Genomic DNA, 18,650 nt, shown 5'->3' with positions numbered 1-18,650 from the left:
CATGGACCTGGGACAGCTCGGACACAGGGAGCGGAGCATCCTCGCGCTGGAACGCCGCGGTTTTCCCGGCCCCGGCGCGAAGGAGCGCGCGATCCGCGAGGAACTGGGCCTGGCCCCGGTCCGCTACTACCAGCTCCTCAACGCCCTCCTGGACGACCCCCGCGCCCTGGCCGCCGACCCGGTGACGGTCAACCGCCTGCGCCGGGTGCGCGAGACCCGCCGCACGGAGCGGTAGACACCGGACCGGCCGCGCCGGCCAGGCGTGCGGTCGGTGTCCGCGGGATAGGTTCGCGGTATGGGCAGCCACCAGGAAACCCCCCGAGACGACTCCCCCGACCACCTGCCGACGCCCGCGACGGAGGCCGGACGTGCGGGGCTCGACGCCCTGCTCGCCCGCCCCGGCCGCGCGGTGGTCGCGCTCGACTTCGACGGCACCCTCGCACCGATCGTGCCCGACCCCGACCGGGCCCGCGCCCACCCGGACGCCCTGCCGGCGCTCGCGGCCCTCGCGCCCAAGGTCGCCGCCGTCGCGGTGATCACCGGCCGCCCGGCCGAGGTCGCCGTGCGCCACGGCGGCTTCGCCAACGCCCCCGGCCTGGAGCACCTCGTCGTCCTCGGCCACTACGGCGCCGAGCGCTGGGACGCCGCCACCGGCACCCTCGCCGCACCACCACCGCACCCCGGCGTCGCCGCCGTCCGCGCCGAGCTGCCGGGACTGCTGGAGCGGTCCGGCGCCGAGCAGGGCACCTGGATCGAGGAGAAGGGCCACGCCGTCGCCGTCCACACCCGCCGCGCCCCCGACCCGCAGGCGGCCTTCGACGCCCTGCGCGCCCCGCTCACCGGCCTGGCCGCCCGCCACGGCCTGATCGTCGAGCCGGGCCGCATGGTCCTGGAGCTGCGCCCGCCCGGCATGGACAAGGGCGCCGCGCTGCGGGCGTACGCCCGGGACGTCGGCGCCGAGACCGTCGTCTACGCCGGCGACGACCTCGGCGACCTCCCCGCCTTCGCGGCCGTCGACGCCCTCCGGGCGGAGGGCACCCCGGGCCTGCTGGTGTGCAGCGGCAGCGACGAGGTCCCCGACCTCAGGAAACGGGCGGACGTGGTGGTCGACGGCCCGGCGGGGGTGGTCGCTCTCCTTGGGCTGCTGGCGGCAAGGATGTAGCGCTGACGCAGCGACACGTTCGTACGCAAAGTCGTGCGGTGCGCCCATAACATCACCCACATGGTCGACGTAGGGGTGAGGCAGTTGGAGCGCAGCAGGGATCGATTGGAGCGTGGGGCGGACGCAGTAGCGGGTGGGGGAGACCAGGCCACAGGCGGACTCCTGTTGTTCTACAGCGCCGAGTGCGGTCTCAAGGCAGAGGTCATGCGGCGTCGAGGGCTGCGGGACACGTCCCAGCTCCCAGTGACTCTTCGTACGCATGATCTGCGGGCCCTTGCTCGTGAGCTGCGGTTGTCGCCGCAGGCGCAGGAGGCGCTGAAAGGGTGCGCTCGGACGTCGGCCAACGGGCGAACCGCTCAGCCTGTCGAGTCCCAAGCGCTGCACGAGGCATGGCGGTACGGTGCGGACCTGGAGTCGGATGGTGAGAAGCATGCGGTGGAAGCGCTACGTTTCCTGGTCTCGGAGTCACGGAAGTGAATGACGCAACGAACGCTGAAGCAGGGACCCGCGTGGTAGCTGGTGACCGCAGCCGAGTAGTACCCGGACGTCTGTTCACCTGGGTGGACGTCGATGAGCACCTCGCCCATCTGGCCGCTTCCGGCCTTTGGCCCAGCTGGTTGTCAGAGGCAGACGCGTGGTGGGACCAACTGCTGCTGACCGTCGAACCGGCCACGTCTGTCGACGACGTGCGCAAGTGGCTGGACCGCGCGTTCGGCACTGGCTCGGTGACGGGTGCCCTTGAAGAACCGGTGCTCGCGTTGGACCGGCCCAGCGGGCTCGGCACCGAGGGCATTCCCGTGGTGCTGAACAAGGTCGAAGGCAGAGCCTCTGAGCGTCGAGTGCCGCGTCTCGCGGAGCGCAGGACTACAGCTGACTTGGCATGTGCCCTCGCGCGCCCGCAGTCCGACACGTTCGCGGGAGACATCCAGATCATCGCTTTCCATTCCTTCAAGGGGGGAGTGGGGCGAACCGTCCATGCCGTCGCTCTCGCCGATCAGCTGGCACGTTCGGGGAACCGAGTACTGCTGATCGACGGTGATCTGGAGGCTCCGGGTATCACCTGGATGCACCAGGCTCAGGGCGGAACGTGCGACATCGCATATGAGGACGTGCTGGCCCTCTTGCACGGCACGACCGGTGCAGACGTGACTTCGATCGCGGGCATCGTCCAGGAGTACCTCGCAGGACAATTCGTCGTGGGGGGTACCGGCGACGGCCGGCTGGCGATCCTCCCGGCTACCCGGCGACCTCGCCTCGGACCGCCTCGGATCGAGCCCGTCGACCTGCTGACCTCCGATCGACCGGGCTACTTCCTCACCGAGTCGCTGGCCGAAGTAGCGCACACAGCCGGTTTTGATGTGGTGATCATCGATCTACGCGCCGGCGCGTCCGAACTGTCCGCTCCTGTGCTTCTGGACCCGCGTGTGCAGCGGGTTTTCGTCACGACGCTGAGCAGCCAGTCCTTGGACGGCACGGTCCGCATGATCCGGCAGTTGGGCGCCAAGGCCCCCGCTCTGCTGGGCGGAGATCCCGCTCCGGCGGCTGTGGTGACGCAGTACCGTCTGGATGTCCACGATGCTGAGGCAGAGACCGCCGTGGCCATGCTCGAACAGGCTCTGAATCAGATGCTGGGCGTGACGGAAGGCGATGAGGACGAACCGGAACTCGCCGTCGACACTCGGGCGGTGACGGTGGCGTTGCTCAGCCCCTTCCGGGACGAGTTGCTGGCATTGCCTCGCAACTGGGACGAGGTCATCGACGTCGTCCACCGGTGCGGTCTGGGGGAAAGGGTCGCCGAGCTGGCACCGCAGCCCCAACCGGGTCAGTCCTTGGACGCAGCGGCTGAGGGACCTGCTGGTGTGGAGGAGCGTAGGAGCGCGCTGCACGGGCGCGCAGCCGCCCTGGTGTTCGCTGAACGGACAGGTCTGGACGGTGCGCTGGGCTTCCTGTCGACCGAACCACTGCGTCGGCTGATCGGTGATCACCGCAGCTCGTTGCCCGTGACGGTGGTCGTCGGCGCCAAGGGGGCGGGTAAAACCTTCACCTTCGCCAGAATGTGTGCTGCGGGGAGCTGGTCCGCCTTCGCCGAGAAGGCGGGGACTCACGTCCTCGACGACGCCCTGGTGGTCCCGGTCCTCGATCCGGCCAACCTTGATCAGCAACCGGCGGGCGACGGGCGAACCGGGCCTCAAGACCTGCGTGACCGGGCAGCGCGAGGCCAAGGAGCAACGCGTACGCAGATTCTCAGGATCCTCAACGAGGCACTGCGATCCGGCGATAACAGCTTGGACTCCTATGCCTGGCTCAATGTCTGGCTTCAATGCATGGCGGTTGCCGGTGGCAGCGATGCCGCCCTGCATGCGGACTTCGATGCCGAGCAGGAGCTTCTGCGGCTCGGGCATGACCAGAAGCTGCTCTTCGTCTTCGACGGCCTGGAGGACTTCCTGCAGGAGCTCGAAGGGGAGGCGAAACGAGTTGCACTGCGCACCCTGCTCATCGAGGTACCCGATTGGCTCCGTTCACTGCGTGGTCGTCCACTGGGAGTGGTGGTTTTCGTCCGTCGTGACTTGGCTTCGTGGGCGATCCGGCAGAACCTCGGGCAGTTCCTGGATCGATACGAGGCGTACGCCCTGCGGTGGGACGCGCAGGAAGCGCTCCGACTCGCACTCTGGGTGGCGGTGACGGCTGAGGCCGTATCGAGCCCCGACCGTGAGCTGATGGAACTGTCGTATGAGGACATCGCTCAGGCGTTGCGCCCGGTCTGGGGGGCGAAGCTCGGATCCGATGCCTCTCACGAGGCCTGGTCCGAACGCTGGGTACCCGCAGCTCTTGCCGATTTCAATGATCAGGTCCAGGCCCGCGACGTGGTTCGCTTCCTGCGCGAAGCGGCGGAACTGTCCGCCGGGGACGAACAGACGGACAGACTGCTCGTTCCCACAGCCATGCGCAACGCGCTTGCGCAGTGCAGTTCGGAGAAGGTCAGAGAGATCGGTCAGGAGAACAAGCGGCTCGGGGACCTGCTGCTGGGCCTGGGGCAGTACGCCCCCGAAGTGCTGATGCCCTTCAGCGCCGAAGACGTCGGTCTGGAAGCCAACGACCTGGCTGTGCTGCTGGAAGCCGGTGCACTGGCGCGAGATGCCGACGGCCGATACCGGTTGCCTGAGATCTATCGCCATGCCCTCGGGTTCAGAACTCAGGGGCGTGCCCGCGTAGTGCGGAGGTGAAGAGGGACGACGTGCCTGCCGGTGAGGTCGGTCACCTCACCGGCAGGCACGTCGCACACCCGTTCCGCGACCGAGGGACAGCCGCGTGCGCGAGGTCCGCGCATCCCTGTCCCCGCTACTCCTTCAGCGCGTCCAGCTGCTCCAGGAACCACCGGGCCGGAGGCAGCGCCGTTCCCGCCGCGGCCAGCCGCTTCGACCGCTCCGCCCGCTCGCCGGCACCGACCGACAACGCCTCGTGCAGCGCCCGAGCCGTCCCCGACACGTCGTACGGGTTCACCACCAGCGCGTCCTCGCCCAGCTCCTCGTAGGCCCCCGCCTCGCGCGACAGCACCAGCACGCACCCCTCGTCGGAGACGACGGGCACCTCCTTCGCGACGAGGTTCATGCCGTCCCTGATGGGGTTGACGAGGGCCACGTCGGCCAGCCGGTACGCCGCCAGCGACCGCGCGAAGTCGTCCTTCACGTGCAGCACGACCGGCGTCCACCCCGGCGTCCCGAACTCCACGTTGATCGACTCCGCCACCCGCTGCACCTCGGCGGTGTAGTCCCGGTACACGGCGAGGTCCTGCCGCGACGGGTAGGCGAACGCCACGTGCACGACCCGCTCGCGCCACTCGGGCCGGTCGGTGAGCAGCTGGCGGTAGGCCAGCAGCCCCCGCACGATGTTCTTGGACAGCTCGGTCCGGTCCACCCGCACGATGGTCCGGCGTCCCTCGCCGATCTCCGCCCGCAGCGCGGCCATCCGCTCGTCCACGTCGGCCTCGTGCGACCGCTTCCGCAGGAAGTCCGCGTCCGCGCCGAGCCCGTGCACGCCGATCTCGGTCCCGCCGGTCCCGCCCACCAGCGCGTCGCAGCACGCGGTGAACGCGTCGGCCCAGCGCCGGGTGAGGAACCCGAGCCGGTCGGCGCCCAGCATGCCGCGCAGCACCTGCTCGGCGATGTCGTCCGGCAGCATCCGGAAGTAGTCCACCGGCGCCCACGGCGTGTGCGAGAAGTGGCCGATGCGCAGGTCGGGACGGAGCTCGCGGAGCATCCCCGGCACCAGCGTCAGGTGGTAGTCCTGCACGATCGCGACCGCCCCTTCGGCGGCCTCCTCGGCCAGCGCCTCGGCGAAGGCCCGGTTGTACGCCTCGTAGGAGGCCCACTGCCGCCGGAACTCCGCGTCGAAGACCGGCTCCAGGGGGGTCTGGTAGAGCATGTGGTGCACGAACCACAGCACGGAGTTGGCGATCCCGTTGTACGCGTCCGCGTGCACGTCGGCCGGCACGTCCAGCATCCGCACGCCGTCCTCGCCCACCCCGCGCCGCACCGCCTCGCGGTCGCCGTCGCTCAGCGCGGAGCACACCCACAGCGCCCCCGCGTCGGGCCCGATGGCCGACAGTCCCGAGACCAGCCCGCCACCACCGCGTTTGGCGTGCAGCGAACCGTCCTCCCGCACCTCGTACGAGACGGGCCCCCGATTGGAGGCGACCAGCACCTGAGCAGCACCGAAGGTTGAAGCCATACGCCTCAACCTAGCCCGGCCCCCGAACCCTCAAACGTGGCCCGCCGGCACATCCGCGCGGGTCCGGCCGAGATTCACGCCACCCTCCGGGCCGCGTACTCCGCGATCTCCGTCATCGGGGGGCGTTCCTCCGTGTCCACGGCGTACGTGCGCGGCTCGAAACCGGCGGCGCCCCGCTCGAACTGGGTGATGGCCGGGCGGACCAGGTGGCCGCGGGCCAGCCGGAGCTGGGCGGTGCGGTAGATCGCGGCGGACATCCGGCCCAGGGCCTGGCCGTCCTGGTGCCGGTGCCTGCGGACCCCGACGTCGACCTGGGCCAGGCCGTCCAGACCCACCAGGTGCAGGGCGTCGACCAGCATGCCCAGCTCGACGCCGTACCCGACGGGGAAGGGCAGCCGTTCGAGCAGCGAGCGGCGGGCCGCGTACTCGCCGCCCAGCGGCTGGACGAAGCCGGCCAGCCGCGGCCAGTGCAGGTTGAGCAGCGGGCGGGCCATCAGCTCGGTGACCCGGCCGCCCTGCCCGGGAGCGGCGCCGAGCGGACGGTCGTACATGGCCTTGACGAGGTGCACGTCCGGGTCGGTGAGCAGCGGGCCCACGATCCCGGAGACGAAGTCGGCCGAGAACTCCCGCAGGTCGGCGTCGACGAAGCAGACGATGTCGCCGCCGGTGACCAGCAGCGAGCGCCACAGCACCTCGCCCTTGCCGGGGACGGCCGGGATGCGGGGGAGGATCGCGTCGCGGTGCACGACCCGGGCGCCCGCCGCCGCGGCCACCGCCGACGTGCGGTCGCTCGACCCGGAGTCCACCACCACGACCTCGTCGACGAGCGGGTCGCGCCCCATCAGCTCCCGCCGGATCACCGTGACGATGTCGCCGACCGTCGCCTCCTCGTCCAGGGCGGGGAGCACCACGCTCACCGTCTGGCCGGTGGCGTGCTTGGCCGTCAGGAGCTGCTGGAGGGGCCGGTCCGTCACGGACCAGGAGCGTGCGCCCAGCCAGCGCTCGACTTCTTCCAGCACGGTCGGTGGCTCCTCTGTGATCCATCTCGCGGTACGGACGACTGTCTCAACCGCCCTGGCCTTCGGTTACAGTCTTGAACAACGCGTGGGGCCACCGCATGCCGGGGTCGCCGCGCGCACCGCACAACAATCGAATACCGCTCATCCAGAGGGGCAGAGGGATACGGCCCGTTGAAGCCCCGGCAACCCTCCAGCCGGTTCTTGTCACGCAGACGTGGCGAGGCTCCCGGCTAGGGAAGGTGCCAAATCCGTCTCACGGCGAGATGCGTCGTGAGGAAGATGAGGAGAAAGGGCCTCGCCTCCATGGCTGTGCAGACCGCCGAAAGCACCACCACCCCCTCCGCCGCTCCCGCCGGCTCCGTCGACCTGGGCCCCGCCGCGGCGCTCTCCTGCCGCGAGTGCGGTCACCGCGTGCCGCTCGGCCCGGTCTTCGCCTGCGAGGAGTGTTTCGGCCCGCTGGAGATCGCCTACGACTTCTCGGCCTACGACACCGAGGAGCTGCGGAAGCGGATCGAGGCGGGACCCGCGAACATCTGGCGTTACGCCCCGCTGCTGCCCGTCCCCGCCGACGTGGCCGACAAGCCGAACATCAACCCGGGCTGGACCAAGCTCGTCAAGGCCGACAACCTCGCCCGCGAGCTCGGCGTCACCGGCGGTCTCTACGTCAAGGACGACTCCGGCAACCCGACGCACTCCTTCAAGGACCGCGTCGTCGCGCAGGCCATCGAGGCCGCCCGCGCCTTCGGCTTCACCACCCTCTCCTGCTCCTCCACCGGCAACCTCGCGGGTGCCGTCGGCGCCGCCGCCGCCCGCGCCGGCTTCCGTTCCTGCGTGTTCATCCCGCACGACCTGGAGCAGGGCAAGGTCGTCATGGCCGCCGTCTACGGCGGAGAGCTCGTCGGCATCGAGGGCAACTACGACGACGTGAACCGCTTCTGCTCCGAGCTGATCGGCGACCCGGCCGGCGAGGGCTGGGGCTTCGTCAACGTCAACCTGCGGCCGTACTACGCCGAGGGCTCCAAGACGCTGGCGTACGAGATCTGCGAGCAGCTCGGCTGGCGGCTGCCCGACCAGCTCGTGGTGCCCATCGCCTCCGGCTCCCAGCTCACGAAGATCGACAAGGGGCTCCAGGAGCTGATCAGGCTCGGTCTCGTCGAGGACCGGCCGTACAAGATCTTCGGCGCCCAGGCCGCCGGCTGCTCGCCGGTGTCCACCGCCTACAAGGCCGGCCACGACGTCGTGCGCCCGCAGAAGCCGGACACCATCGCCAAGTCCCTCGCGATCGGCAACCCGGCCGACGGCCCCTACGTCCTCGACATCGCGCGCCGCACCGGCGGCGCCGTGGAGGACGTGACGGACGAGCAGGTCGTCGACGCCATCAAGCTGCTCGCCCGCACCGAGGGCATCTTCGCCGAGACGGCGGGCGGCGTGACGGTCGGCGTCACCAGGAAGCTGATCGAGGACGGCGTCCTGGACCCGACGCTCACCACCGTCGTCCTCAACACGGGCGACGGTCTGAAGACGCTGGACGCGGTGGCCGGCACCGGACTCACCACCACCATCCGCCCGAACCTGGACTCCTTCCGAGAGGCTGGCCTCGCATGAGCGTGACCGTTCGCATCCCCACCATCCTGCGCACCTACACCGGTGGAAAGGCCGAGGTCGCCGCCGACGGTGCGAACCTCGGTGAGGTCATCGCCGACCTGGAGAAGAACCACACCGGCATCGCCGCCCGCGTCCTGGACGACCAGGGCAAGCTGCGCCGCTTCGTCAACGTGTACGTCAACGACGACGACGTCCGCTTCGAGCAGGGCCTGGAGACCGCCACCCCGGACGGCGCGGGCGTCTCGATCATCCCCGCGGTCGCCGGCGGCTGACCCGCCCCACCGTTACCATCGGTAATTGACGTAACGCAGAGTTCATCGAATTGCCCCCTCCGTGAGAGAAGCGGAGGGGGCAATTCCATGGGATTGAGCGCGGTAGAGTTGGGGAACGCGCTCCCGATCGAAAGATCGGGAATCTCGAATTCCTGCCCAGCGCCCGACAAGATGTAGCCAAAGTGTGGGCGTATTTCGCGGCTTTTGTTCCCTTTGTGTGCCCCGACTTGACCCGAATTCAGGCGAATTCTCGCCACATTCCGGACCGGGTGCGTCCAGATTTCTCGTCCGATTGACCTGTTGCAGACGGCAGTTGGACAGATACATTCAGCCGCGGTCGACGCGTTCCGGCGCACGCCCCCAGTCGTGGGGGGCGAGGTCTGACCCGGGTCCGCGAAGTGCGGATCTGTGCAAGGGCCAGTAATAGGGGAGTTAGGCATGGCTCAGGGCACCGTCAAGTGGTTCAACGCGGAGAAGGGGTACGGCTTCATCGCGGTCGACGGTGGTGCGGATGTTTTCGTCCACTACAGCGCGATTCAGATGGACGGCTACCGCACCCTCGAAGAAGGCCAGCGGGTCGAGTTCGAGATCTCGCAGGGTCAGAAGGGCCCGCAGGCCGACATGGTTCGCCTCAGCGCCTGAGACGTCCGGCCACCGAAAGCGAACGGTTCTTCTCCAAGGGCCCGCACCTCCCCGGAGGTGCGGGCCCTTCGGGCTGTCCGTGGGCTGTCCGCGGCCGGTTCGCGGTCGGTCCGCGAGCCGCCCGCGCGGGGGCCGAAACGGTGTTCGCGGGCGGCTGAGCCGCCGGGCCGATCCCCCGAAGGCGCTTGCACTCGATGGGGGCGAGTGCTAATCATTGGCGTTAGCACTCTGAAGGTGAGAGTGACAACGAAGGACCGGGTCGGTGAGGCCCGCAGGCCGGGTGGGGAAGGAACCACGAGGCCGGCGAGCCGTCCGTCGCGGGCGCGGGCGCGGTCCGAAGGAATCACCCCCAGTCCTGGAGGGACCACTTCACATGGCCAAGATCATCGCGTTCGACGAGGAGGCACGGCGCGGCCTCGAGCGCGGCATGAACCAGCTCGCGGACGCCGTCAAGGTGACGCTCGGCCCCAAGGGCCGCAACGTCGTCCTCGAGAAGAAGTGGGGCGCCCCCACGATCACCAACGATGGTGTCTCCATCGCCAAGGAGATCGAGCTCGAGGACCCGTACGAGAAGATCGGCGCCGAGCTGGTCAAGGAAGTCGCCAAGAAGACGGACGACGTCGCCGGTGACGGTACGACCACCGCGACCGTTCTCGCCCAGGCCCTGGTCAAGGAAGGCCTGCGCAACGTCGCGGCCGGCGCCAACCCGATGGCCCTGAAGCGCGGCATCGAGAAGGCCGTCGAGGCCGTCTCCGCCGCCCTGCTGGAGCAGGCGAAGGACGTCGAGACCAAGGAGCAGATCGCCTCCACGGCCTCCATCTCCGCCGCCGACACCCAGATCGGCGAGCTCATCGCCGAGGCCATGGACAAGGTCGGCAAGGAAGGCGTCATCACCGTCGAGGAGTCCCAGACCTTCGGTCTGGAGCTGGAGCTCACCGAGGGTATGCGCTTCGACAAGGGCTACATCTCGGCGTACTTCGCCACCGACATGGAGCGTATGGAGGCGTCGCTCGACGACCCGTACATCCTGATCGCCAACTCCAAGATCGGCAACGTCAAGGACCTGCTGCCGCTCCTGGAGAAGGTCATGCAGTCGGGCAAGCCGCTGCTGATCATCGCCGAGGACGTCGAGGGCGAGGCCCTGTCGACCCTGGTCGTCAACAAGATCCGCGGCACCTTCAAGTCCGTCGCCGTCAAGGCCCCGGGCTTCGGCGACCGCCGCAAGGCCATGCTCGGCGACATCGCCATCCTCACGGGCGGCGAGGTCATCTCCGAGGAGGTCGGCCTCAAGCTGGAGAACGCGACCCTGGACCTCCTGGGCCGCGCCCGCAAGGTCGTCATCACCAAGGACGAGACCACCATCGTCGACGGCGCCGGCTCGACCGACCAGGTCAACGGCCGCGTCAACCAGATCCGCGCCGAGATCGAGAACAGCGACTCGGACTACGACCGCGAGAAGCTCCAGGAGCGCCTGGCGAAGCTGGCCGGCGGCGTGGCCGTCATCAAGGCCGGTGCCGCCACCGAGGTCGAGCTCAAGGAGCGCAAGCACCGCATCGAGGACGCCGTTCGCAACGCGAAGGCGGCCGTCGAGGAGGGCATCGTCGCCGGTGGTGGCGTGGCCCTGCTCCAGGCCTCCCAGGTCTTCGAGAAGCTGGAGCTGACGGGTGACGAGGCGACCGGCGCCAACGCCGTGAAGCTCGCCCTGGAGGCCCCGCTCAAGCAGATCGCCGTCAACGGTGGTCTCGAGGGCGGCGTCGTCGTGGAGAAGGTCCGCAACCTCACCGTCGGCCACGGCCTGAACGCCGCGACCGGTGAGTACGTCGACATGATCGCCGAGGGCATCATCGACCCGGCGAAGGTGACCCGCTCTGCCCTGCAGAACGCCGCCTCCATCGCCGCGCTGTTCCTCACCACCGAGGCCGTCATCGCCGACAAGCCGGAGAAGGCCGCCGCGGGCGGCGCCCCGGGCGGCATGCCGGGCGGTGACATGGACTTCTGATCGGCTCCGGTCGATCAACCGTCCTACGGACCGAGGGCGGCACTCCCCGACAGGGGAGTGCCGCCCTCGGGCGTTTCCCGGGTGCGTCCCCGGCTCCTTCCGCGCCGTCGGCCCGACGGCAGGGGGCTGTGACCTGGGCCACTCATGGGGTGGGGCCGGAATGCGCGCGACGGCGGGGCCTGTTGGCCCGGGTGTGGTGCATGCGCATGCACATACTGACCGGTACCTCCAGAGGAGCCCCCACGTGACCGTCACCGCCCCCGACGCCGCCTCGCGCGCCGCCAGCGTCCTCGCCCGCCCCGCCACCATCAACGGCCTGACCGTGCCGAACCGCATCGCGATGGCGCCGATGACCCGGATGTTCTCCCCGGGCGGCGTCCCCGGCGACGACGTGGTCTCGTACTACGCCCGCCGTGCCGCCGCCGGGGTCGGCCTGATCGTCACCGAGGGCACCTACGTCGGCCACGAGTCCGCCGGGCAGAGCGACCGCGTGCCGCGCTTCCACGGCGAGGAGCAGCTGGCCGGCTGGGCGAAGGTGGCCGAGGCGGTGCACGCGGCGGGCGGCACGATCGTGCCCCAGCTGTGGCACATCGGCATGGTCCGCAAGCAGGGCGAGCCGCCCTTCGCCGACGCCCCCGCCGTCGGCCCCTCGGGCCTGCGCATCGGCGAGGACGAGGTCACCGGCAAGGCGATGACGCAGCGCGACCTGGACGACGTGATCGGCGCCTTCGCCGAGGCCGCGGCCGCCGCCGAGCGCATCGGCCTCGACGGCGTGGAGATCCACGGCGCCCACGGTTACCTCGTCGACCAGTTCCTGTGGGCCGGCACCAACCGCCGCACCGACGCCTACGGCGGCGACCCGGTCTCCCGCACCAGGTTCGCCGCCGAGATCGTGGCCGCCGTGCGCGACGCCGTCTCGCCCGAGTTCCCCGTGATCTTCCGCTACTCGCAGTGGAAGCAGGAGGCCTACGACGCCCGCCTCGCCACGACGCCGGAGGAGCTGGAGGCCATCCTCGCCCCGCTCGCCTCGGCCGGCGTCGACGCCTTCCACGCCTCCACCCGCCGCTACTGGCGCCCGGAGTTCGACGGCTCCGACCTCAACCTCGCCGGCTGGACCAAGAAGCTGACCGGCAGGCCCGCCATCACGGTCGGCTCGGTCGGCCTCGACGGCGACTTCACCAAGTCCTTCCTGGGCGAGGGCGCCCCCGTCGGCAGCCTCGACAACCTCCTCGACCGCATGGAGCGCGACGAGTTCGACCTCGTGGCCGTCGGCCGTGCGCTGCTCCAGGACCCCCAGTGGGCCGAGAAGATCCTCTCCGGCCGGTTCGACGCGCTCGCCCCGTACGACGCGGCGTCGATGAAGACCCTCAGCTGAGCGCCGTGCGCACCACGGCGTAGGGTCCAGAGATCACCAACTGGCGTACGGCCTGCGGTAACCAGTGAGGAGTGATCGATGAGCACGACCGGACCCGTGGTGCGCACCCACTGCGGCGCGGTGCGCGGACAGACCTCGGACGGCCTGACCGTCTTTCGCGGCATCCCCTTCGCCGAGGCCCCGGTGGGTCCGGGCAGGTTCGCCGCCCCGCGCCCCGCCCGCCCCTGGGACGGGACGCGCGACGCGTACGCCTTCGGCCCGCCGCCCCCGCAGGACCTGGGCCTGGCGGGCCCGGCCGGCACCCACTCCGGGGGCGAGGACTGGCTCACGGTCAACGTCTGGACCCCCGCCCCCGACCCGGCCGCCCGCCGCCCGGTGATGGTGTGGATCTACGGCGGTGCCTACAAGCTCGGCCACTCGGGCAGCCCGGGCTACGACGCCCGCCGCATAGCCGTCGACGGCGACCTCGTCGTCGTCACCTTCAACTACCGCGTCGGCATGGAGGGTTTCGCCCACATCGAGGGCGCCCCCGCCAACCGGGGCCTGCTCGACCAGGTGGCCGCGCTGGAGTGGGTGCGGGAGAACATCACCGCGTTCGGCGGCGACCCGGACCAGGTGACCGTCTTCGGCGAGTCGGCGGGCGCCGGTTCCGTCGCCTCCCTGCTGGCCATGGACCGCGCGGCCGGACTGTTCCGGCGGGCCGTCGCGCAGAGCGTGCCGGGCACGTTCTTCTCCGCCGAGCTCGCCCGTGACATCGGCACCGCCCTGGCCGCCGAGATCGGCCTGCGCCCCACCGTCGCCGACCTGGCGGCCGTGGACCCGGAGCAGCTGGTCAAGGCGGGGCAGTCCCTCGCCCCGAAGATGCCCGGCCAGGTCGCCCGCTGGGGCCGGGCCGCGCCCACGGTCACCCCGTACTCGCCGGTCGTCGACGGCGAGGTGCTGCGGACCACGCCGTGGCAGGCGCTGGCGTCCGGCGCGTCCCGGGACGTCGACCTGGTCGTCGGCCACAACCGTGACGAGAACCGCCTGTTCACCGCCATGGCGGGCAAGCTCGGCCGGATCAGCGACGACCGCGCGAGCGCGGCCCTCGCCCTGTACGCGCCGGGTGGCGAGGCGGCCTACCGCGCCGCGTACCCCGACGCGTCCGCGAACGAGCTCTACGAACGCGTCCAGACCGACTGGCTGTTCGGCATGCCCTCGCTGCACCTGGCCGAGGCGCACCTCGCGGGCGGCGGCCGGGCGCACGTCTACGAGCTGACCTGGGCGGCCCCGGGCAGCGGCGGTGCCTTCGGCGCCTGTCACGCCCTGGACGTCCCCCTCCTCTTCGGCACCTTCGAGGCGGACCTGGGGCTGCTGCTGTTCGCCGGTACGGCGCCGTCCCCCGAGGCGCTGGCCCTGTCGTCCCGTTTCCGCTCCTCCTGGACGGCGTTCGCGCGCACCGGCGACCCGGGCTGGCCCGCCTACGACACGGACCGGCGCCTGGTCCAGGTCCTGGACGCGGAGCCGGCCGTCGTGCCGTACCCGGAGGAGGCCTCGCGCCGCCTGTGGGAGGGCCACGAGTTCGCGGCGCTGCCGCTCTGCCAGGGTTCCTGAGACGCTCGGCGAACGCGGCCCGGGCCCCGGTCCGGGCCGCTTCGGGTCAGTGCCGCACGCGGACGGCTCAGAGGCCGCCCATCGGCTCGACGTCCACCCGCACCGGCGTCCCCCACACCCGCAGCACCTCGTAGTCAGTGAACTCGTGGACGAGGCGGTACGCCATGGCCGCGCGGGGCGCGCGCAGTTGGGCCGCGATGTACAGCTCGGCCTCGCGGCGGTCGCGGCGCGGGGTGCCGCACAGCTGCCACGCCTGCCCGTTCCACAGCTCGGGCAGCCAGCGCTGCTGGGGCTGCGGGCGGTCGCCGCGCATCCCGTACCGGGACGGGACCGGCTCGGTGGGCCGGGCGGGCAGCGGGCCGCCGTTGTACTCGGCGCGGCGGGCGGCGCGGCGCCGGGTCTCGCAGAGCAGGCAGAGGTCGGGAGCGGCCTGGTCCACCGGGCCGTTCGGGTGCTCGGGGCAGCGGGTGGAGGGGGCCGCCGCCGTGACACTCTCCTCCAGCTGGTCCAGCGCGCGCTTCAGGTCGGCACGGACCTCGTGCAGCTTGGCGTCCGGCGTGTCGGCGGTCAGGGCCTCGCCGTGCTCACCGAGGAGACGCAGGGCGCGGCCCAGGGCGGTCAGCTGGGCGTGGTTCATGCTCCCCAGCGTCGCACACGGCACGGCCGGCGCCCTCGTCCAGACCGAAGAAGTACGTCGCCGCGAAGCCGACCGCGTACCCGGTGAGCAGCCCGCCGCCGTACACCCCCGCCGTCGCCGCCCAGCCCCCGCCGCCCGCGAGGAGCGGGAACAGCGCCCAGCCGGACGGGCCGATCGCCGTCGCCCCCACGTCGGTGCCGAGCATCGCGAACAGGCCGACGAACGCGCCGCCCGCCGCTCCGCCCACGCAGGCGGTGAGGAAGGGGCGGCCGAGGGGGAGGGAGACGCCGTAGATCAGGGGTTCGCCGATGCCGAGCAGGCCGGCGGGGAGCGCCGACCTGATCGTCGTACGCAGCGACGTGTCGTGGCGCAGGCGGACGTAGACCGCCGCCGCCGCGCCGACCTGGCCGGCCCCCGCCATGGCCAGCAGGGGCAGCAGGACGGTGTGGCCCTGCTGTTCGATGAGGGTGGTGTGGATGGGGATGAGGGCCTGGTGGAGGCCCAGCATCACCAGAGGGAGGAAGAGGCCGCCGAGGACGAGGCCGGCCAGGGCGCCCGTCGTCGCCAGGAGCCAGTTCGCGGCCGCGCCGACGGCCGTGGCGACCTCCCCGGCCGCGTACATGAGGACGTACAGGGTGGCCAGGCCGGGGACCAGGACCGTCAGGGTGGGGGTGAGGAGGACGTCCAGGGTGCCGGGGAACCGGGCGCGGCACCACTTCTCGACCCAGGTGCCCAGCAGGGCCGCCGCCAGCGCCCCGAGGACACCGCCCTGGCCGGGGGCGAGCGTGGCGCCGAACACCGTCACCTTCGCGACGCCCGGGTGGACGACGACGGCGGCGACCGCGCCGCCCAGCACGGGCGTGCCGCCGAACTCCTTCGCCGTGTTGTGGCCGACGAACACCGCGATCAGCGCCATGAAGCCGGAGGCGACGGCGGCCAGGGCGGCGGTGAGGCCGGGAAACAGCCCCAGGTTCGTCAGCAGGCCGCCGACGCCCGCGACGATCCCGCAGCCGATCAGCGCCGGGATGAGCGGGACGAAGATGTCCGCGACGCGGCGCAGGGCCGTCTTCAGCGGGGTGGCGTTGCGCTGCCGGTGCCGTGCCCTCAGGTCGGCGCCGCGCCGGGCGAGCGCCTCCGCGGTGCCGCCGCCGACGGGCAGTGCCTGGGGCGTGCCGCCACCGCCGGCCGCCTTCAGCGCGCCCGACGCGTGGCCGTCCCCGGTCGTGTTCAGTGCCTCCGACGCGTGGCCGTCCCCGGCCACCTTCAGCGCCTCCGATGCGCCGCCGTCCCCGGCCGCGTTCAGCGCCTCCGACGCGCCGCCGTCCCCGGCCGCCAGCAGGGCCTCGAAGGCCTCCGTCACCCGCCCGACCACGCCCGGGCCCAGTACCACCTGGTACGAGTCACCGTCCTCCACCACCCCGAGCACGCCGGGCAGGGCGCGCAGCGCCTCGTCCTCCACCCGGGACCGGTCGGCCAGGCCCAGGCGGAGGCGGGTCATGCAGTGGGCGACGGAGCGGACGTTGGCGGGGCCGCCGAGCAGGGGGAGCAGCGCGGCGGCCGTGGAGTGGGGGTCCTTGTGCACCCCCCGAGCGTGCGGTCAGCCCCGCGCCGCCGCCAGCGCGGCACGCAGGTGGCCGCCGGAGTCCTCCAGAAGGCGGGCGGCCGTCGGGCCGTCCACATCGGCCAGCAGGGTCAGGATCGCGTGCTTGACCTCGCCGTCGGTGGCGGTCAGGGCGCGCTCGATCTCGTCGTCGGCGGCGCCGGTGGCCAGCGCGACGATCCGGCGGGAGCGGGCGCGCAGCTTCTCGTTGGAGGCGCGGACGTCCACCATCAGGTTCCCGTAGGTCTTGCCGAGGCGGATCATCGTGATCGTCGACAGCATGTTCAGGACCAGCTTCTGCGCCGTGCCGGCCTTCAGGCGGGTGGAGCCGGTGATCAGCTCGGGACCGGTGACGACCTCGATGCCGTGCTCGGCCGCCGACGCCAGGGCGCTGCCGCGGTTGCAGGCGAGGCCGACGGTCAGGGCGCCGAGCGCGCGGGCGTGCTCGACGGCGCCGACGGCGTACGGGGTGCGGCCGGACGCGGACACGCCGACCACCGCGTCGTCGGCGGTGAGACCGAGGGCGTCCAGGTCGGCGCGGGCCAGCCCGGCCGAGTCCTCGGCGCCCTCTACGGAGGTGACCATGGCGTCCGGGCCGCCCGCGATGAGGCCGACGACCTGTCCGGGGGCGGTGTTGAAGGTGGGCGGGCACTCCGAGGCGTCCAGCACGCCGAGCCGGCCGGCCGTACCGGCGCCCGCGTAGACCAGCCGTCCGCCGCGTGCCATCCGGGCGGCGACGGCGTCGATCGCGGCGGCGATCTCGGGCAGCCGTTCGGCGACGGCGGCGGGCACGGTGGCGTCCTCGCCGTTCATCGCCCGCGCGATGTCGAGGGTGGGCATCCGGTCGATCTCGGCCAGCTCGGGCCGGAACGCCTCGGTGGCCAGCGTCTCCAGCTGGGAACGGAGGTCGGGGTGGTGGGGGGTGGAGGTCATGGAGGAGCGGCTCTTTTCGACTTCGGTGCTTGTACTTACCCAGGGGCGCGGGGAACTGCGCGACCAGCCGGACTCGGCCCGCAGCCGCCCGCGGTGATCAGGCCCTACGGTCTACCGCGCGAACCGTGCCGATGAGCCAACGCCTCGTAGGAAGCCGCCAGAGCCGGCGCCGCCGACTCGTACGTCCGCTGCGCCACCCCCACGAACAGACAGTCCACCACCAGCAGCTGACTGGTCCGGGACGACATCGCCGCCGGCCGCAGCTCGCTCTCCCGCGACGTGGACGTGGTCAGGACGTGGTCGGCGTACTGCGTGACGGGGCTGTCGGGGCGGCCGGTGATGGCGACGGTCGTCGCGCCGCGTTCGAAGGCGACCCGCAGCGGCTCGATGACGTCCCCCGTCGACCCGGAGTGGGTGATCGCGAGGGCGACGTCCCCCGCGCGCAGCTGCACCGCGTTGGTGACGGCGAGGTGCGGGTCGCCGGGGGCGTGCGCCATCAGCCCTATCCGCAGGAGCTTCTGGGTGAGGTCCTGCGCGACCAGGCCGGAGGCGCCGATGCCGTACACGTCGGTGCGGCGGGCGGCGGCGAGCGCGGTGACGGCCGCGCCGAGCTGGACGGTGTCCAGGCCGGCGGCGGTGTCGGCGAGGGTCTGCTGCTCGTCGTAGGCCAGCTTGGCGACGACGTCGGCTATCGGGTCGTCGACCGCGATGTCGGTCGTGATGGCGGGCGCGCGGCCGGACTGCTGCTGGGCGGCGAGTCCGGCGAGCGCGAGGCGCAGATCGCGGTAGCCGGGGTAGCCGAGCAGCCGGGCCGTGCGGACGACGGTCGCCTCGCTGGTGCCGGTGAGCTCGGCGAGGCCGGTGACGGTGAGGGCCGCGCAGCCGGCGGGATCGTGCGCGACGGCCTCGGCGACCCGCTGCATGGACCGCGTCATCGAGGGCGCCAGCGTGCGCACCTTCGCCGCGAGGGCGCCGGGCGCGGGGGGTGTGCCGCCGCTTCCGGCACCGCGGCGGACGGCGGACGCGGAGCCGCCCGCCGTCCTGCCGCCCGGACTGCCGAAAGTTTCCTTCACTTCATCGGTCAC

The 18,650-nt window shown here is 71.7% G+C and carries 15 protein-coding genes and 1 riboswitch; of the genes, 9 read left to right on the top strand and 6 right to left on the bottom strand.

Annotation, left to right across the window (positions count from 1 at the left end; all coding sequences use genetic code 11):
• Nucleotide 1 precedes the first annotated feature (1 nt).
• From SAM23877_RS16120 to SAM23877_RS16105, 3 genes are all read left to right on the top strand, one after another.
• Nucleotides 2-235 (top strand): DUF3263 domain-containing protein, encoded by a 234-nt coding sequence (locus SAM23877_RS16120; protein ID WP_053133062.1) that lies wholly within the window; start codon nucleotides 2-4, stop codon nucleotides 233-235.
• Between the two features lie 60 nt (nucleotides 236-295).
• Entirely contained in the window at nucleotides 296-1,162 is an 867-nt protein-coding gene (gene otsB / locus SAM23877_RS16115; RefSeq protein ID WP_053133059.1) for a trehalose-phosphatase, read from the top strand.
• A 560-nt stretch (nucleotides 1,163-1,722) separates the two neighbouring features.
• On the top strand, nucleotides 1,723-4,386 hold the full coding sequence (locus SAM23877_RS16105; protein ID WP_244902951.1) for a KGGVGR-motif variant AAA ATPase: 2,664 nt from the start codon (nucleotides 1,723-1,725) through the stop codon (nucleotides 4,384-4,386).
• A gap of 115 nt (nucleotides 4,387-4,501) precedes the next feature.
• Here SAM23877_RS16105 and SAM23877_RS16100 read toward each other — a convergent pair whose 3' ends face one another.
• On the bottom strand, nucleotides 4,502-5,890 hold the full coding sequence (locus tag SAM23877_RS16100) for an alpha,alpha-trehalose-phosphate synthase (UDP-forming) (protein WP_053133049.1): 1,389 nt from the start codon (nucleotides 5,888-5,890) through the stop codon (nucleotides 4,502-4,504).
• 74 nt (nucleotides 5,891-5,964) lie between these two features.
• Nucleotides 5,965-6,909, bottom strand: a complete 945-nt coding sequence (locus tag SAM23877_RS16095; RefSeq protein ID WP_053133044.1) for a glucosyl-3-phosphoglycerate synthase — start codon at nucleotides 6,907-6,909, stop codon at nucleotides 5,965-5,967.
• Between the two features lie 138 nt (nucleotides 6,910-7,047).
• A riboswitch (SAM riboswitch) is annotated at nucleotides 7,048-7,195 on the top strand.
• Between the two features lie 17 nt (nucleotides 7,196-7,212).
• Here SAM23877_RS16095 and thrC point away from each other — a divergent pair.
• From thrC to SAM23877_RS16065, 6 genes are all read left to right on the top strand, one after another.
• On the top strand, nucleotides 7,213-8,514 hold the full coding sequence (gene thrC / locus SAM23877_RS16090; RefSeq protein ID WP_053133041.1) for a threonine synthase: 1,302 nt from the start codon (nucleotides 7,213-7,215) through the stop codon (nucleotides 8,512-8,514).
• Nucleotides 8,511-8,786, top strand: a complete 276-nt coding sequence (locus tag SAM23877_RS16085) for a MoaD/ThiS family protein (protein ID WP_053133038.1) — start codon at nucleotides 8,511-8,513, stop codon at nucleotides 8,784-8,786. Before thrC ends, SAM23877_RS16085 begins: the two co-directional genes overlap by 4 nt.
• A 438-nt stretch (nucleotides 8,787-9,224) precedes the next feature.
• The gene (locus SAM23877_RS16080; protein ID WP_004929928.1) at nucleotides 9,225-9,428 is read left to right on the top strand and encodes a cold-shock protein; all 204 of its coding nucleotides are present in this window, start codon (nucleotides 9,225-9,227) and stop codon (nucleotides 9,426-9,428) included.
• Between the two features lie 373 nt (nucleotides 9,429-9,801).
• Nucleotides 9,802-11,427 (top strand): chaperonin GroEL, encoded by a 1,626-nt coding sequence (gene groL, locus SAM23877_RS16075; RefSeq protein WP_053133035.1) that lies wholly within the window; start codon nucleotides 9,802-9,804, stop codon nucleotides 11,425-11,427.
• A gap of 244 nt (nucleotides 11,428-11,671) precedes the next feature.
• Nucleotides 11,672-12,802, top strand: coding sequence for an NADH:flavin oxidoreductase (locus SAM23877_RS16070; RefSeq protein ID WP_053133033.1), 1,131 nt, complete (start codon nucleotides 11,672-11,674; stop codon nucleotides 12,800-12,802).
• A 78-nt stretch (nucleotides 12,803-12,880) separates the two neighbouring features.
• On the top strand, nucleotides 12,881-14,395 hold the full coding sequence (locus SAM23877_RS16065; protein WP_053133030.1) for a carboxylesterase/lipase family protein: 1,515 nt from the start codon (nucleotides 12,881-12,883) through the stop codon (nucleotides 14,393-14,395).
• A gap of 67 nt (nucleotides 14,396-14,462) precedes the next feature.
• Here SAM23877_RS16065 and SAM23877_RS16060 read toward each other — a convergent pair whose 3' ends face one another.
• The 4 genes from SAM23877_RS16060 to SAM23877_RS16045 form a co-directional block, all read right to left on the bottom strand.
• Complete coding sequence (locus SAM23877_RS16060) at nucleotides 14,463-15,032, bottom strand: hypothetical protein (protein WP_053133027.1); 570 nt, start codon at nucleotides 15,030-15,032, stop codon at nucleotides 14,463-14,465.
• On the bottom strand, nucleotides 14,980-16,614 hold the full coding sequence (locus SAM23877_RS16055; RefSeq protein ID WP_053133024.1) for a PTS transporter subunit EIIC: 1,635 nt from the start codon (nucleotides 16,612-16,614) through the stop codon (nucleotides 14,980-14,982). The genes SAM23877_RS16060 and SAM23877_RS16055 overlap by 53 nt, the downstream gene beginning before the upstream one ends.
• A gap of 15 nt (nucleotides 16,615-16,629) precedes the next feature.
• Complete coding sequence (murQ, locus tag SAM23877_RS16050; protein WP_053133021.1) at nucleotides 16,630-17,565, bottom strand: N-acetylmuramic acid 6-phosphate etherase; 936 nt, start codon at nucleotides 17,563-17,565, stop codon at nucleotides 16,630-16,632.
• A gap of 104 nt (nucleotides 17,566-17,669) precedes the next feature.
• A complete protein-coding gene (locus tag SAM23877_RS16045; protein WP_053133018.1) occupies nucleotides 17,670-18,650 on the bottom strand; it encodes a MurR/RpiR family transcriptional regulator in 981 nt (326 codons plus the stop codon).

The sequence above is a fragment of the Streptomyces ambofaciens ATCC 23877 genome, from assembly GCF_001267885.1.
GTDB classification, from domain to species: domain Bacteria; phylum Actinomycetota; class Actinomycetes; order Streptomycetales; family Streptomycetaceae; genus Streptomyces; species Streptomyces ambofaciens.
Note: the sequence above shows the minus strand (reverse complement) of the source record. Positions and strands in the feature narration are given on the sequence as shown.

Bases quoted from the DNA above. Each gene is read 5' to 3' on its own strand.
- SAM23877_RS16120 (WP_053133062.1), top strand. From the start codon at position 2: ATGGACCTGGGACAGCTCGGACACAGGGAGCGGAGCATCCTCGCGCTG.
- otsB (WP_053133059.1), top strand. From the start codon at position 296: ATGGGCAGCCACCAGGAAACCCCCCGAGACGACTCCCCCGACCACCTG.
- SAM23877_RS16100 (WP_053133049.1), bottom strand. From the start codon at position 5,890: ATGGCTTCAACCTTCGGTGCTGCTCAGGTGCTGGTCGCCTCCAATCGG.
- thrC (WP_053133041.1), top strand. From the start codon at position 7,213: ATGGCTGTGCAGACCGCCGAAAGCACCACCACCCCCTCCGCCGCTCCC.
- SAM23877_RS16085 (WP_053133038.1), top strand. From the start codon at position 8,511: ATGAGCGTGACCGTTCGCATCCCCACCATCCTGCGCACCTACACCGGT.
- SAM23877_RS16080 (WP_004929928.1), top strand. From the start codon at position 9,225: ATGGCTCAGGGCACCGTCAAGTGGTTCAACGCGGAGAAGGGGTACGGC.
- groL (WP_053133035.1), top strand. From the start codon at position 9,802: ATGGCCAAGATCATCGCGTTCGACGAGGAGGCACGGCGCGGCCTCGAG.
- SAM23877_RS16065 (WP_053133030.1), top strand. From the start codon at position 12,881: ATGAGCACGACCGGACCCGTGGTGCGCACCCACTGCGGCGCGGTGCGC.
- SAM23877_RS16060 (WP_053133027.1), bottom strand. From the start codon at position 15,032: ATGAACCACGCCCAGCTGACCGCCCTGGGCCGCGCCCTGCGTCTCCTC.
- murQ (WP_053133021.1), bottom strand. From the start codon at position 17,565: ATGACCTCCACCCCCCACCACCCCGACCTCCGTTCCCAGCTGGAGACG.